The 14747-nt window shown below is 67.3% G+C and carries 16 protein-coding genes; 12 read left to right on the top strand and 4 right to left on the bottom strand.

All coding sequences use genetic code 11. The features are described 5' to 3' along the window. Nucleotides 1-27 precede the first annotated feature (27 nt). A complete protein-coding gene (locus CLG85_RS02225) occupies nucleotides 28-264 on the top strand; it encodes a hypothetical protein (protein ID WP_260348367.1) in 237 nt (78 codons plus the stop codon). A 130-nt stretch (nucleotides 265-394) separates the two neighbouring features. Here the strand turns inward: CLG85_RS02225 and CLG85_RS02220 are convergent, their stop codons facing one another. After that, a complete protein-coding gene (locus CLG85_RS02220; protein ID WP_095883402.1) occupies nucleotides 395-2674 on the bottom strand; it encodes an NADP-dependent malic enzyme in 2280 nt (759 codons plus the stop codon). 175 nt (nucleotides 2675-2849) lie between these two features. Beyond that, complete coding sequence (locus CLG85_RS02215) at nucleotides 2850-3062, bottom strand: DUF3072 domain-containing protein (RefSeq protein ID WP_095883403.1); 213 nt, start codon at nucleotides 3060-3062, stop codon at nucleotides 2850-2852. Nucleotides 3063-3299: 237 nt separating this feature from the next. Here CLG85_RS02215 and CLG85_RS02210 point away from each other — a divergent pair, with 237 nt between their 5' ends. The 7 genes from CLG85_RS02210 to CLG85_RS02180 all read left to right on the top strand — a co-directional run bounded on the left by CLG85_RS02210 (nucleotide 3300) and on the right by CLG85_RS02180 (nucleotide 9063). Beyond that, a complete protein-coding gene (locus CLG85_RS02210) occupies nucleotides 3300-4220 on the top strand; it encodes a manganese-dependent inorganic pyrophosphatase (RefSeq protein ID WP_095883404.1) in 921 nt (306 codons plus the stop codon). A gap of 92 nt (nucleotides 4221-4312) precedes the next feature. Next, nucleotides 4313-5179: an aldose 1-epimerase family protein gene (locus CLG85_RS02205; RefSeq protein ID WP_260348366.1), complete on the top strand. Its 867-nt coding sequence runs from the start codon at nucleotides 4313-4315 to the stop codon at nucleotides 5177-5179. Nucleotides 5180-5258: 79 nt separating this feature from the next. After that, nucleotides 5259-6131 carry a TIGR01459 family HAD-type hydrolase gene (locus tag CLG85_RS02200; RefSeq protein ID WP_095881987.1) on the top strand — a complete coding sequence of 291 codons (873 nt, stop codon included), beginning with the start codon at nucleotides 5259-5261 and terminating at the stop codon, nucleotides 6129-6131. 109 nt (nucleotides 6132-6240) lie between these two features. Then, the gene (locus CLG85_RS02195) at nucleotides 6241-6684 is read left to right on the top strand and encodes a MaoC family dehydratase (protein ID WP_095881988.1); all 444 of its coding nucleotides are present in this window, start codon (nucleotides 6241-6243) and stop codon (nucleotides 6682-6684) included. Between the two features lie 86 nt (nucleotides 6685-6770). Beyond that, nucleotides 6771-7313 carry an NADPH-dependent FMN reductase gene (locus CLG85_RS02190; RefSeq protein WP_095881986.1) on the top strand — a complete coding sequence of 181 codons (543 nt, stop codon included), beginning with the start codon at nucleotides 6771-6773 and terminating at the stop codon, nucleotides 7311-7313. 226 nt (nucleotides 7314-7539) lie between these two features. Beyond that, a complete protein-coding gene (locus CLG85_RS02185; RefSeq protein ID WP_311734946.1) occupies nucleotides 7540-8052 on the top strand; it encodes a TetR/AcrR family transcriptional regulator in 513 nt (170 codons plus the stop codon). A 33-nt stretch (nucleotides 8053-8085) separates the two neighbouring features. Continuing rightward, nucleotides 8086-9063 (top strand): zinc-binding dehydrogenase, encoded by a 978-nt coding sequence (locus CLG85_RS02180; RefSeq protein ID WP_311734945.1) that lies wholly within the window; start codon nucleotides 8086-8088, stop codon nucleotides 9061-9063. A 420-nt stretch (nucleotides 9064-9483) separates the two neighbouring features. Here the strand turns inward: CLG85_RS02180 and CLG85_RS02175 are convergent, their stop codons facing one another. Continuing rightward, complete coding sequence (locus tag CLG85_RS02175) at nucleotides 9484-10263, bottom strand: serine O-acetyltransferase (protein ID WP_260348365.1); 780 nt, start codon at nucleotides 10261-10263, stop codon at nucleotides 9484-9486. Nucleotides 10264-10555: 292 nt separating this feature from the next. Here CLG85_RS02175 and CLG85_RS02170 point away from each other — a divergent pair, with 292 nt between their 5' ends. Beyond that, nucleotides 10556-11368, top strand: a complete 813-nt coding sequence (locus CLG85_RS02170; protein ID WP_095884266.1) for a sulfite exporter TauE/SafE family protein — start codon at nucleotides 10556-10558, stop codon at nucleotides 11366-11368. Nucleotides 11369-11377: 9 nt separating this feature from the next. Here the strand turns inward: CLG85_RS02170 and CLG85_RS02165 are convergent, their stop codons facing one another. Further along, a complete protein-coding gene (locus CLG85_RS02165; protein ID WP_095884267.1) occupies nucleotides 11378-12226 on the bottom strand; it encodes a LysR family transcriptional regulator in 849 nt (282 codons plus the stop codon). Between the two features lie 103 nt (nucleotides 12227-12329). Here CLG85_RS02165 and CLG85_RS02160 point away from each other — a divergent pair, with 103 nt between their 5' ends. The 3 genes from CLG85_RS02160 to CLG85_RS02150 are packed head-to-tail and all read left to right on the top strand — an operon-like array spanning nucleotide 12330 to nucleotide 14738. Continuing rightward, nucleotides 12330-12929: an amino acid synthesis family protein gene (locus tag CLG85_RS02160; RefSeq protein WP_095884268.1), complete on the top strand. Its 600-nt coding sequence runs from the start codon at nucleotides 12330-12332 to the stop codon at nucleotides 12927-12929. Next, nucleotides 12901-13680, top strand: a complete 780-nt coding sequence (locus tag CLG85_RS02155) for an alpha/beta fold hydrolase (protein ID WP_260348364.1) — start codon at nucleotides 12901-12903, stop codon at nucleotides 13678-13680. Before CLG85_RS02160 ends, CLG85_RS02155 begins: the two co-directional genes overlap by 29 nt. A gap of 23 nt (nucleotides 13681-13703) precedes the next feature. Beyond that, nucleotides 13704-14738 (top strand): LLM class flavin-dependent oxidoreductase, encoded by a 1035-nt coding sequence (locus tag CLG85_RS02150; protein WP_260348363.1) that lies wholly within the window; start codon nucleotides 13704-13706, stop codon nucleotides 14736-14738. Nucleotides 14739-14747: the final 9 nt, after the last annotated feature.

The following is a 14747-nucleotide window of genomic DNA, read 5'->3' as shown; positions in this document are numbered from 1 at the left end:
CGCACAGGGACAGAAGGACGCAGAAGTTTGCTGTTTTTTGCGAAGCATCTTGCGGAAAACTTTGCAAAGCCCGGCGTGATGCAAATTCTTCTGCAAATCGCGTGGTTTTTTTGCAAACTCTTGGCGATTTTACCGGCGGTGGTCGCCCCCGCCAGCTGGGCCGCAGACAGCTTGGCCGGAAGGTACCGCTATACCGGCTCCTGCGAGCGATCGAGATTTTCCTTCACCGCGGGAACCATCCCTGACGTCACGCGTTCCGGATGAACCTCGATCGGAGGGGCACTCGGCAGCGTGCCAGCAGCTGCGCCCCCTCGCCCGGCATCCCCTGCCGGGCGGACCGGGCCGCGGCAAGGCTCCCCCCCTGCCGCGGCCCGCATTCCGCAAAGCGGAGGCGTCAGCCGTAATGCGCGACGGGCGTGCCGGCGACGGCGGCCATATTGAGGAGCCCGCGCGCGGTGATCGACGGGGTCACGATATGCGCGCGGTTGCCCATACCCATGAGGATCGGCCCGACTTCCAGACCGCCCGCCTTCACCTTGAGGATGTTGCGCACGCCCGAGGCGGCGTCGGCCTCGGCAAAGACCAGCACGTTGGCCGCACCCTTCATCCGACCGTTCGGCAGCAGGCGCTCGCGCAGCTCGGGATCGAGCGCGCTGTCGACATGCATCTCGCCCTCGTAGACGAAGTCACGCGGCGCGCTGTCGAGGATCTCGAGCGCCTTGCGGATGCGCGGGCCCGAACCGTCGGCCTGATTGCCGAACTGCGAGCGCGAGCAGAGCGCGACCTTGGGCTCTAGCCCGAAGCGCCGCACGTGGCGCGCCGCACCGATGGCGGTCAGGGCGATCTGCTCGGGCGTCGGCTCGATCCAGATCTGCGTGTCCGAAATGAACAGCGGGCCGTCTTCAAGGATCATCATCGAGAGTGCGCCATGCGGCTGCGCCCGTGCGCTGCCAAGCACTTGCGTGACGTAGTTGAGGTGCCAGCGGTATTCGCCGAAGGTGCCGCAGATCAGCGCGTCGGCCTCGCCGCGATGCACCATGACAGCGCCGATGGCGGTCAGGTTGGTGCGCATTACCGCGCGCGCCAGATCGGGCGTCACGCCGCGGCGCGCCATGATGCCGTGGTAGGTTTCCCAGTAGTCGCGGTAGCGCGGGTCGTTCTCGGGGTTCACCACGTGGAAGTCACGGCCGGGGCGCACGGTGAGGCCGAGGCGCTCGCAGCGCATCTCCAGCACTTCGGGACGGCCGATGAGGATCGGGGTCTCGGTGGTTTCCTCGAGGATTGCCTGCGCGGCGCGCAGCACGCGCTCGTCCTCGCCCTCGGCGAAGACGATCTTGCGCGCGGCGGTCGCTGCCGCATCGAAGACCGGCCGCATCAGCAGCGCCGATTTGAACACCGAGGCGTTGAGCGAGTCCTTGTAAGCCTTGAGATCCGCCACCGGGCGCTGCGCCACGCCGGTCTCCATCGCCGCCTTGGCCACGGCCGACGAGACCACGGCGGAAAGCCGCGGGTCGAAGGGCTTGGGGATCAGGTAGTCTGCGCCAAAGGTCAGCTGCTCGCCATGGTAGGCGGCGGCGGCCTCGGCCGAGGTGGTGGCGCGGGCCAGCGCCGCGATCCCCTCGACGCAGGCGACCTGCATGGCATCGTTGATCTCGGTCGCGCCGACGTCGAGCGCGCCCCGGAAGATGAAGGGGAAGCACAGGACGTTGTTGACCTGGTTCGGGAAGTCGCTGCGGCCGGTGGCGATGATCGCGTCGGGCGCCACGCTGCGCGCGAGGTCGGGCATGATCTCGGGCGTCGGGTTGGCCAGCGCGAAGATGATCGGGCGCGCCGCCATCTTGGCCACCTGCTCGGGCTTCAGGACACCAGGGCCCGACAGGCCGAGGAAGAGGTCCGCGCCCTCGATCACATCGTCCAGTGTGCGCTTGTCGGTGGCCTGGGCAAAGGCGGCCTTCTGCGGGTTCATGTCTTCCTCGCGGCCCTCGTAGACGAGACCGTGGATATCGCAGAGCCAGATGTTCTCGCGCTTGACGCCGAGCTTCACCAGCATGTTGAGGCAGGCGATGCCGGCCGCGCCGCCGCCGGTCGAGACGATCTTGATGTCCTCGAAAGACTTGCCCGCCACGTGCAGCGCGTTGGTCGCCGCGGCGCCCACCACGATGGCGGTGCCATGCTGGTCATCGTGGAAAACGGGAATGTTCATCCGCTCGCGGCAGATCTTCTCGACGATGAAGCAATCGGGGGCCTTGATGTCCTCGAGGTTGATCGCACCGAAGGTCGGCTCGAGCGCGCAGACGATCTCGGCCAGCTTCTCGGGGTCGGGCTCGTTGAGCTCGAGATCGAAGCAGTCGATGTTGGCGAATTTCTTGAAAAGGACCGCCTTGCCCTCCATCACCGGCTTCGACGCCAGTGGGCCGATGTTGCCGAGGCCAAGCACCGCGGTGCCGTTGGAGACCACCGCGACAAGGTTGCCGCGCGAGGTGTAGCGCGCGGCGTTGGCGGGGTCCGCCTTGATCTCGAGGCAGGCCTCGGCAACGCCGGGGGAATAGGCACGGCTCAGATCCCGTCCGTTCGCCAAGGGCTTGGTGGCGCGGATCTCGAGTTTGCCGGGCTTGGGGTTTTCATGGTAGAAAAGCGCCGCCTGACGCAGGCTTTCCTGAGCGGTATCGGTCATGTCGTAGGCCTCCCAACGAAGATGGTTCAACGTTGAACAATCTGCCCATGCGGGCTTGGGGGCCGGGTATCAGGATTTGCGAAGCCGGTAAACGAAAAACACCGGCCAGCGCATCACGGCTCTGTTTGGAAGGGCGGAGTCCTGCCCGCCCCGCCGCGATCGGGCGGCGCTGGTTTCAAGCCGCCGGCGGGGTCGTTCCAGCGAGATCGTCGAGTTCGGCGATGCGGCGTTCGGCCTGCCAAAGCGTCAGTTCGGCGTCGAAGGGCTCCCCGGCACGCTCGGAAAGATCGCGCAGGCGCTGCGCCTGTTCGGCAGTCATTGGCTGGCGCGGATCGGGCGGCACATCCATGGCGGCATCGATCGGGCGCGGGCTGGTCATGAAACTCATTCTGGTTCCTCCTTATGGGGCACTCAACGCAATCAGGCGGGCGCGGTTCCATGACACCGCGGAAACGTGGCGGAAACACTGCGGGAACGTGGCGGACTTGGCGCAAATGCGCCTGCAGCGCCGGCATTTGGCGGCGTGACAAGCCTCGGCCAAATCCCTATAAGCCCACGCGAAAGCCGCAAGGCAACGCGCTGTACCCCCAATGCACCTCCCTATGAGACCCGAGGAGTTTCCCGAATGACCACCCTGGTTTTTGGCCACAAGTCCCCCGACACCGACTCCACCGGCAGCCCGATCATCTGGGCGTGGTACCTTACCGAGGTGAAGGGCGTGGCAGCCAAGCCCGTGCTGCTGGGCGAGCCCAACACCGAGGCCGCCTTCATGCTCGAGCACTGGGGCCTCGAAAAGCCCGAGATCATCGGTGATGTCGAAGCGGATGCGCCCGTGGTCATCGTCGACACCAACAACCCCGCCGAGCTTCCGGCTTCGATCAACAGCGCTGACATCCGCGCCATCATCGATCACCACAAGCTGGTCGGCGGGCTGGAAACCAAGGGACCGATCGACATCACCGTTCGCCCGCTGGCCTGCACCGCCACCGTCATGATCGACCTGATGGGCAAGGACTTCGTCAAGATGCCCGAGGCGATCAAGGGCGCGGCGCTGACCTGCATCCTGTCGGACACGCTGGCCTTCCGCTCGCCGACCACCACACCGCACGACCGCGCGGTCGCCGAAACGCTGGCCGCCGATCTCGGCGTCGACATCCCCGACTTCGCCGTGGAAATGTTCGCCGCCAAGTCGGACGTGTCGGACTTCTCCGACGCCGAGCTGATCCGCATGGACAGCAAGGAATACGAGGTCGGCGGCACCAAGTTCCGCGTCTCGGTACTGGAAACCACCGCGCCCGAGATCCCGCTCGGCCGCAAGGACAGCCTGATGCAGAGCTTCAAGACCGTGGCCGCCGAGGATGGCGTCGACGAGGTGCTGCTCTTCGTTGTGGACATCCTCAAGGAAGAGGCGACGCTGCTGGTGCCCAACGATCTGGTGAAGGCCGTGGCAGAGAAGAGCTTCGGCGCGACCGTCGAGGGCGACACCGTCGTGCTGCCGGGCATCATGTCGCGCAAGAAGCAGATCATCCCCAACCTGAAGGTCTGAGCCGCCGCGCCGCGCCTTGTTTCGAAGGGCACCCCGGTGGGTGCCCTTTTTCATGTCCTTCGTCCTGCGACCAGCCTGCCCGGAGCCTTCCCATGACCGATCTCGTCACCCTCTCCGACGCCGACCTCACCGTCACCATCGCTGCACTCGGTGCCGAGATGCAGAGCTTTACCAAGGGCGGCAAGGAGCTGCTCTGGCAGGGCGATCCCGCCTGGTGGTCCGGTCGCGCGCCGATCCTCTTTCCCATCGTGGGCTCGGCGCCCGAGGGCCGGATCCGCATCGGCGATTTCGAGACCGAGATGGGTCAGCACGGCTTTGCCCGGCGTAGCGCCTTCGACCTTGAAGAACGGTCCGCAACCTCCTGCCGCCACGTGCTGACCGACAGCGAGGATACGCGCGCTCAATATCCTTTCGCCTTCCGTTTGGCGCTGACCCACGCGCTTGAGGACGGCACTCTCAAGGTCGCCGCCGAGGTCACCAACACCGGCGACGCACCGCTGCCATTCTGCCTTGGCTTCCACCCCGCCTTTGCCTGGCCGCTGCCGGGTGCCGAGGGGCAGCCGCATGGGGTGACCCTCGCCGATGCGGCCGAGCCCGCGCTGGCCCGGCTCGACGGTGGCCGGCTCCCCGCGACCCGCCTGCCCTCGCCCTTCGCCAGGGGCAGGCTCACCCTTGCCCACGACCAGTTCGAGGCCGACGCGATGATCTTCCCGGAAGGTGCAGGGACGGCGCTCAGCTACGGCACGGACAGCGGTCCCCGGCTCGATTTCACCTTCCGGAACCTGCCCTTCCTCGCGCTCTGGCAAAAGCCCGGCGCGCCCTTCCTCTGCGTCGAGCCCTGGCACGGGATGCACGCGCCCGAAGGCGCCTCGGCGCAGTTCTCGGAACGCCCCGGCGCGCTCAGCTTCGCCCCCGGCGCATGCGCAAGCTTCGGCTATACCGTCACCCCGCATCTCTGACCCCTCGGCGCTGGCCTCATCGCCCGCGCTGCCCTATCAAGGGCGCACCCCTCTCACTCAAGTCCGACAAAGGCTTCCCATGACCCGCATCATCCAGTCGCTTTCCGAGATCTCGCAGAATTACGAGGCGGCCTTCGTCGACCTCTGGGGCTGCGTGCATGACGGCGTGACGGCCTTCCCCGCCGCCATCGAGGCACTGCGCCGCTTCCGCGCGCAGGGCGGCACCGTGGTGCTCCTGACCAATGCCCCGCGTTCGCGTCACGAGGTGGTCAAGCAGCTCGAGGTCTTCGGGGTGCCCGAGGACGCCTGGGACAATATCGCGACCTCCGGCGACAGCGCCCGCGTCGCGATGTTCCGCGGCGAGGTGGGCCAGAAGGTCTATTTCATGGGCACGCCCTTCGATGAGCCCTTCTTCGAGCCGATCAAGCTGCTAGAGAACCCGCTGCCGATCGAGCGCGTGGCGCTGGAAGAGGCCGAGGGCATCGTCTGCTGCGGCCCATTCGATCCCCATGAGGATCCCTCCGAGCTGCGCCCGCAGCTGCTCTACGCCAAGCAGAAGGGCATGAAGCTGCTTTGCGCCAACCCCGACATCGTGGTGGACCGCGGCGAGACCCGCGAATGGTGCGCCGGTGCGGTTGCGCAGCTCTACACCGAGATGGGCGGCGAGAGCCTCTACTTCGGCAAGCCGCATCCGCCGGTCTATGATCTGGCACGCCGCCGGCTCGCCGAGATCGACCGCAGCGTGCCCGATAGCGCGATCCTCTGCATCGGCGATGGCATCCGCACAGACATCCTCGGCGCGGTGGGCGAGGACATCGACTCGCTGTTCATCACCGGCGGGCTCGCGGCCAAGGAGACGAAGACCGCCGGACAGCCCGAGGCCGAGGCGCTCGAGCGCTACCTCGCCGAACAGCAGATGGCGCCGACCTACTCGATCGGCTTCCTGCGCTGAAAGATACAAATTCTCCTCTTGATTTTCTGCGGCCGCGAAGTAATAAAATTACCAACTGATCCCATTCAGTAGTTTCTTTATTACCGGGCCGCAGATCATGGAGGAGAAGATGCTCGACAACCTGCCCCGCGGGACGATCTGCATCGAAGACATCGAGATGGGCATGTCGCGGCACCTGCGCAAAGAGGTGACCGACCGCGACATCGCGCTTTTTGCCGAGGTCTCGACCGACCACAACCCGGTGCATCTCGACGATGCCTATGCGCAGGACACGATCTTCGAGGGGCGGATTGCCCACGGCATGCTCACCGCCGGGTTGATCTCGGCGGTGATCGGCGAGCAGCTGCCCGGGCACGGCACGGTCTACCTCGGCCAGACTCTGAAGTTCATCGCCCCCGTGCGCCCCGGCGACACGGTGCTGGCCGAGGTCACCGTCACCGAGATCGACTTCTCGAAACGACGGGTCATGCTGGACTGCAAGTGCTCGGTCGATGGAAAGCCGGTGCTGGTCGGCGAGGCCAAGGTGCTCGCCCCTTCGCGCAAGTTCGACTGACCGGTCGCTTTTTCCGCCCTATCAAGGTCTTGCCGGGGACAGCGACGCAGGCCATGCTGCGACTAACCTAGCGTAAGGATGAGCCCATGCCCCGGATTCTCGGCCTCAGCGGCAGCTTGCGCGCCGCCTCCTACAATGCCGGCCTGCTGCGTGCTGCCATGGAGCTGGCGCCCGAAGGCTGCCCGGTTCTGCCCGGCTCCATTCACGAAGTGCCGCTGTTCAGTGCCGATGCGGAGGCCGCCGAAGGGTTGCCCGTTGCAGTGAAGACCCTGCAGGCGCAGTTGGCGGAAGCCGACGGGGTGCTCATGGTCACGCCCGAATACAACGGCGGCATCCCCGGTGTCTTCAAGAACGCCATCGACTGGATGTCCCGTGGCGAGGGCGGCAAGGCGTTCAAGGGCAAGCCGGTGGCGATCATCGGCGCCTCCCCTGGCGGGTTCGGAACGATACTGTCGCAGACCCATTGGCTGCCCGTGCTGCGGGCGCTTGGCGCGCACCCTTGGTTCGGCGCAAAGCTGATGGTCTCGCGCGCGGGAAAATCCTTCGATGCCGAGGGCACCCTGACTGACGGCGCGGTGCGAGAGCAGTTGCGGGCCTATCTCGCGGGCTTCGCCGCGAGCCTAGGCTAGTCGCCGCACGACTTTCCCAGAGGGATCCTGTCTGCCCGACCTCTGGCGAATACATGGTCCCTTGCTTGCGCGACGTCATTCGGAAAATGCGTGCCGCAACACCTAGACGACCGGTCTATTTTAACTATGTAGCCCCGCATGACCGAACCGAGCAAATCCGAAGCCACCCGCAAGAAGATTCTGACCACCGGGCGCGACCTCGTCCTGAGGGGGGGGCTTCAGCGGCGTGGGCCTGTCGCAGATCCTCAAGGAGAGCGGCGTGCCCAAGGGATCGTTCTACTATTACTTCTCGTCCAAGGAGGCCTTCGGCTGCGCCCTGCTCGAGGACTACGTTGCCGAGTACCTCGAAAGCTTCGATGCGCTTGCCGAGACCTCGGGCAGCGCCGGAGATCGGCTTGCCGCCTATTGGGACGGCTGGCTGGGCGTGGATGCCTCGGAGGGCATCGCCGGCCGCTGCCTCGTGGTGAAGCTCGCCGCCGAGATCGCCGATCTCTCGGATGACATGCGCCGGGTGCTCGACGAGGGCGTTTCGGACCTTGTCGCACGGCTCGCCGCGCTGCTGACCGAGGGCGCCGAGGATGGCTCGTTGCACCCGCTGCCTGACCCCGCGGGTGCGGCAGCGGCCCTCTATGCCCAATGGCTCGGGGCGGCGATCCTGGCCAAGCTTTCGCAGAGCGATCTGCCGCTGCGGCAGGCCCGCGCCGACACCGCGCGCCGCCTCTTTCCCGACACCCACTGACCCCGTTTTTTGACACGAAGGACCCCGACATGCGTGCTGCATATCATGACGTTTTTTGGCGATCCCGCCGAGGTGATGCTCTTTGGTGAGATGGAAGCCCCCAAACCCGGCCCGGGCGAGGTGCTGATCAAGACCCTCCTGTCGCCGATCCACAACCACGACCTCTGGACCATCCGCGGCCAATACGGCTACGTTCCCGAGCTGCCCGGCGAAATCGGCGGCTCCGAGGCTGTCGGCATGGTCGCCGGCCTCGGCGAGGGCGTTGACAAGGCGCTGCTTGGCCAGCGCATCTCGGTGGGCGGTGTCCACGGTAGCTGGGCAGAGTTCTTCATCGCCAAGGCCGCAACCATTGTGCCGCTGCCGGAAAGCATCAAGGACGAGGACGCAGCCCAACTCATCGCCATGCCGTTCAGCGCAATCGCCCTGCTCGACTCGCTGAAGGTCGGTGAAGGTGAATGGCTGGTGCAGACCGCCGCCAATGGCGCCGTCGGAAAGATCATGGTGAGCCTTGCCAAGGCGCGCGGCCTCAAGCTGCTGAACCTCGTGCGCCGCGGCGAGGCGGTCGAGGAGATGAAGGCGCTCGGCGCCGAGCACGTCCTCTGCACTGCCGACGAAGGCTGGCTCGACGCCGCCAAGGCACTCGTCGGCCCGGCGGGCGCGGTCTCGGCCATCGACTCCGTCGGCGCCGAGCTGGGCATGGCGCTGGCCGCGCTGCTGGGCAAGGACGGGGAATACGTGGTCTTCGGCACCGCCACCGGCGCGCCACTGCAGCTGCCAAGCGGCGAGATGATCACCAAGCACCTCGCGGTGCGCGGCTTCTGGGCCTCGCGCGTGTTCGGCGAGATGGATGGTGAGACGCAGAAGCGCCTGCTGACCGAGCTGGTGACGCTTGCGGCGCAGGGTAAGCTGGTCCTCGACGTGGGCGGCATCTTCGATCTGGAGCAGGTCACCGAGGCGATGCAGGCGGCGCAGACCCCGGCGCGCAGCGGCAAGATCATGCTGCGGGCCTGACGCGCGAGTCTCGCCCCAAGACATGGCCCCCCCGCCCGGAATGGCGGGGGTCTTTTCCCATGATGCGCCGCCTCAGCACTGCATCGCGCGGCAGGTGAGCAGCAGCCGGAAATCCGCGCCGATCGGCAGCACCGCGTCGCTGAAGTCGAACTTCGCCGAATTTAGCGCCGGATTTTGCCCGCGCGCGCGAAGTCCAGCCAGAGCTATGCGCAGGGCAGCTTGTTCAGCATGAAGCCAAAGTCCTCGGACGCCACCTTGCGCCCCCATTGCCTTGAGGATGACCGGCGCGCCCTACCCCATCTGCGCCACCGCGCCCCAGCTGGAGAGCAGCGGGGCGATGACTTCCGAGGTGCGGTGCTCCGCGAAGCCGAGCTCGGAGTGGCGACGCACAGGACAAGAGGCAGAAGGGGCCGGGAGCGGTCAACCGCAGTCGCCCTTCAGCTCGGCGAGCGGCGCGAAGCCGGCGAACCGGCCGGCACCCCGGTCGATCCCGCGCGGGCCGGTCACCACGTGGCCGGGCGGCACGTCCCGGGTCACGATTGCCCCGGCGGCGACGGTGGCGCCCGCACCCACCTCGATCGGCCCGAGGAGGATCGCCCCTGCCCCCACCACCGCGCCCTTGCGCAGCCTCGGGTGCCGACCTTCGCCCGTTTCGACGAAATTCGAACCGAGCGTGACCCCGTGCCACAGGCTCACGTCGTCCTCGATCACCGCGGTCTGGCCGATCACCAGCCCGAGCCCGTGGTCGAACCAGACACCGCGCCCGATCTGCGCCTGCGGCCATATCTCGACCGAAAGCGCGCGGGTGAACTGCCCCTTCACCGCCAGCGCGAGGCTCTTGCGATCGGCGCACCAGAGCGCCCGGCTCAACCGATAAGAGAGCAGCGCGTGATAACCATTGGCGAAATGCAGCACCGCCGCCGCGCCCCCGGGCTCGGCATCGCGCGCGGCGGTCGCCAGAAGGTCGTCAAGCGCCAGCTCCAGCGTCTCGGCGTCATGGCTGAAGACCTCCTGCGCCAGCCCGCGCAGCCAGGCCCGCGCCGTGCCCTCGGGCAGGCAGGCGGCGAGCGCCGCAGCCAGCAGGTCGGCGGGACCGGAGAGCTCCTGCGGGTCGTAGCCGTAAAGCGCCACGAGCCCGGGCTCGGCGGCGAACATCTCGCGCGCGGAAGGCAATAGGCTCTGCGTCAGGGGGTGGGGCATGTCGTGTCTCTTGCTTGGCCGCGCCGGATCTCGCAGCGAAACTGCACCGACAGCGGGATGCGGACAAGTGCCGATCTCCCCAAGCGCGGCGTCGACCCGGCGGAAGGGCCCATCCGGGCGCCAGCGCGGCAATCGGGGCGCAGTTGTGCCGCGATCCCCATGGCAGGTGCCGCTTCCCCTTGACCTTCGCCGCGCCGCCGCGTTTCTCCGGCAGGCGGCCTCCTCCCGACGCAGGTTTGCCGCCGCCGGTTCCACGCACCGCCGCATCCGCCGCACAGCAGGAAAGTGCCCCATGGACTACGTCACGCTATTCGCCGTCATCGCCGCCGCCGGCGCGGTGGCCGGGATCATCTCGGGCCTGCTGGGCGTCGGCGGGGGGATCATCCTCGTGCCGGCCTTCTACTACGTCTTCACCGGGCTCGGCTATCACCCCGAGCAGCTTATGCAGATCTGCGTCGCCACCTCGACCGGGACGATCATCGTGACCTCGCTGCGTTCGGTCACCTCGCACCACAAGCGCGGCGCGGTGAGCCTCGAGCTGATCAAGGGCTGGGGGCCGTTCATCGCCATGGGCTCGGTGCTGGGCGTGCTGGCCGCCACGGTGCTGCACAGCGACCAGCTGCTGCTGGTCTTCGGCGTGATCGGCGTCTGCCTCGGGCTCTACATGCTGCTCGGCAAGAAGAGCTGGCGGATCTCCGAAACGCTGCCGGGACGCGGGCTGAGCGCGTTCTACGGCGGCATCATCGGCTTCTTCTCGGCGCTCATGGGCATCGGCGGCGGCAGCTTTACCGTGCCGCTGCTGACCGCCTACAACGTGCCGCCGCACCGGGCCGTGGGCACCTCGCCGGGTTTCGGCCTGCTGATCTCGATACCCGGCTTCATTGCCTTCCTGCTGACCGGCTGGGGTATCACCGGCAAGCCGCCGGGCACCGTGGGCTACGTCAACCTGCCGGCCGTGGCGCTGATCATGGTCACCTCGCTGCTGACCGTGCCGATCGGCGTGAAGCTGGCGCACAGCCTGAGCCCGGCGCGGCTGCGGCTGGTCTTCGCGCTGACCGTGTTGGTGCTGGCCGGCAACATGCTGCGCAAGGCGCTGATGGGATAAGAACGCGCCTCAGCCGGGGCGCAGCGTTTCGTCCAGCCAATCGGCAAAGGCGCGCGCCGCGGGCACGGTGTCGCGCACCGCAATATAATAGCCCTCGCGCGGGGCGATGGTGCCGGGATGCGCCGGGACAAGCTGTCCCGAGGCCAATGCATCCCGCCCGAGCAGCGCGGTGACCAGCGCGACCCCGCTGCCCCCCGCCGCGAGCTGCAGCGCCATGCCGTAGGAATCCACGTATAGACGCGGGCGCAAATCCCCCAGCCCATGCGCCGCCCCGAAGGCATCCCACCCGACCGAAGTGCCCACGGATTCGATCAGCGGCAGCGCCTCGAGCGGCCCTTCCAGCGCCGGGGATTTCAGCGCCACCAGCTCGCTCGGCTCCAGCGGCAGGGCGCTCTGCCCCACCTGCCTTTGCGAGCCGAAGCGGATCTCGATATCGGCCATGGCGCTCTGGAAATCCTCCGGCCAGATGGCGCTGGCAAAACGGATGCGCACCCCGGGGTGGCGGCGGTGGAAGTCCGGCAGATGCGGCGCGATCACCCAGCTTGCCACGCTGACCGAGCTGGCAACGGTCAGCAGCTCCGCCTTGGGCGGGCCGTCGAGAGCCAGCGTCGCCGCCTGCAGCATCTCCAGCGCTGAGCCCACCTGCGGCATCAGCTTGCGTCCGGCATCGGTCAGCGCGAGCCCGCGCGGCTTGCGGGTGAAGAGCGGCGTGCCGAAGCGGGTCTCCAGCGCCTTGATCTGCTGGCTCACCGCCGATTGCGTCATGCCGATCTCGTCCGCCGCGGCAGTGAAGTTGAGATGGCGGGCCGAGGCCTCGAAGGCCCGGAACCAGGCGACGGGCGGCAGGGAGCGGGCCATCTCAAATCTCCATTAGTTTTACTAATGCTTTAGCCCGCATTTTCCGCGTTTGTCAAAGCACCTCTCCCGGAAACACATTGCAATATCGAACAGGAGTGAGCGGATGCAGCCGGAAATACGCAAAATCGTGACTTATGACGAAGAGGTCCTGATCGAGGGCTTCCGCCCCGCCGGGACGCCCTGGCGCATGTTTGCGGTGGCCGCGGTGGTGCGCAATCCCTGGGCCGGGCGCTACGTCGAAGACCTCAAGCCCGAGATCCACGCCTATGGCCCCGTGCTGGGCGAGATGATGACCGAGCGGATGATCGCGCTCGCCGGCAGCGGCACGGCGATCGAGGCCTATGGCAAAGCGGCGGTGGTCGGCCTGGATGGCGAGATCGAGCACGCCTCGGGTCTCATCCACACTCTGCGCTTCGGCAATCACTACCGGCAGGCGGTGGAGGCCAAGAGCTACCTTGCCTTTACCAACACCCGCGGCGGGGCAAACGCGCCGATCATGGTGCCGTTGATGGACAAGAACGATGCAGGGCGGCGCTCGCACTACCTGACAATCCAGTTCGCCATCCCCGACGCGCCGCGCGACGACGAGATCGTCGTGGTGCTCGGCGCCGCCACCGGGGGCCGCCCGCATCATCGCATCGGCGACCGCTACCAGGATCTGAAGGACCTCGGCCATGACCTGGACAACCCGGCCGCGGTCTGACCTCGGAGGCGGGTTGGCGGGGATCGTCGCCGGCGCCAGCGGCCCGCGCGTGCTGCTGATCCACGGCGTCGGCCTGCGGGCCGAGGCCTGGGGCGCGCAGCTGGGTGCGCTGGCGCGGAGCTGCCGGGTTATCGCGGTGGACATGCCGGGGCACGGACAGAGCGTGGCGCGGGGCGAGAGCGGTCTGGCCGACTTCGCCGGGCGCATCGCCGGGGTGCTGGACGGACCCACCGCAATCGCCGGGCACTCGATGGGCGCGATGATCGCCGCCGAACTGGCGCGCCAACTGCCCGAAAAGGTCTCCGGGATCGCCTGCCTCAACGCCATCCACCGCCGCGACCCCGCCGCGCAGCAGGCCGTGAAAGCCCGCGCCGCGCAACTGGATGGGCAGAGCAATGGCGATCCCGAACCGACGCTCAACCGCTGGTTCGGCGAAGACGAGACCCCCGCCCGAGCCGCTTGCCGGGACTGGCTGAGCGACGTCGATCCGCAAGGCTATCGCGCCGCCTACCGCGTCTTCGCGGAAGAGGACGGACCGGCCGAGGCCACCCTGCGCGGGCTCGCCTGCCCGGCGCTTTTCATGACCGGCGCGCTGGAGCCCAACTCCACCCCGGCCATGTCCCGCGCCATGGCCGAACTTGCGCCGCAGGGCCGGGCCGCGGTGCTGCCGGACGCCGCCCACATGATGCCGATGACCCACGCCGACGAGGTCACCGCCGAACTGTTCCGCCTCATCGAGGCGCGCCTGTAACCCAAGCCAAAAGGAGCTGAGCCATGGAGTTCTCCCTCTTTGCCCATATGGAACGCCTCACCCCGGACCAGCCCCACGCGGTGCTGCACGAGGAGTTCCTGTCGATCTGCAAGATGGCCGACGAAGGCGGCATGCGGGCGATCTGGACCGGCGAGCATCACGGCATGGAATTCACCATTGCCCCCAACCCCTTCCTGTCGATCGTCGATCTGGCGCATCACACGAAGAACGTCCGCCTCGGCACCGGCACGGTCATTGCGCCGTTCTGGCACCCGATCCGGCTGGCCGGAGAGGCGGCGGCCACCGATCTCATCACCGGCGGGCGGCTCGAGCTCGGTATCGCGCGGGGCGCCTACAGCTACGAATACGAGCGGATGATGCCCGGGCTCGACGCGGCGCAGGCCGGTGCGCGGATGCGCGAGACGGCGCCTCTGCTGCCTCAACTCTGGGCCGGGGATTGCACCCACGAAGGGCAGTTCTACAGCTTCCCCGCCACAACCGCCGTGCCCAAGGCCGCGCAAGAAGGCGGTCCGCCGATCTGGATCGCCGCGCGCGAGGAGGCCAGCCACCAGTTCGGCGTCTCCGCTGGCTTCAACATCCAGGTCACGCCGCTCTGGCAGGGCATGGAGGAGATTTCGGCGCTCAAGTCCCGCTTCGACGCCGCCCGTGCCGAGAACCCCGGCAAGAGCCCCAAGATCATGCTGCTGCACCACACCTACGTCGGGCGCGACGAAGAGGACGTGGCGCAGGCCGCCCGGGAAATCTCGCGCTATTACTGCTACTTCGGCGCTTGGTTCCAGAACAAGCGCCCGGTCCGCAATGGCATGATCGAGGCGCTGAGCGAAGCAGAGATCGCCGGCAACAATCTCATGGCCCCTGAAAAGCTCGCGCGCGATCTGACCATCGGCACCAAGCAGGAGGTGATCGACAAAATCCGCCGCTACGAGGACCTCGGCTACGACGAGTTCTCCTTCTGGATCGACACCGGCATGAGCCACCAGCGCAAGCGCGACTCGCTCGCACGCTTCCTCGATGACGTCCTGCCCGCCTTTGCCTGAGGACCGCTT

The organism is Alloyangia mangrovi (genome assembly GCF_002300555.2).
GTDB classification, from domain to species: domain Bacteria; phylum Pseudomonadota; class Alphaproteobacteria; order Rhodobacterales; family Rhodobacteraceae; genus Salipiger; species Salipiger mangrovi.
This window is presented reverse-complemented; position numbering and strand designations above follow the sequence as displayed.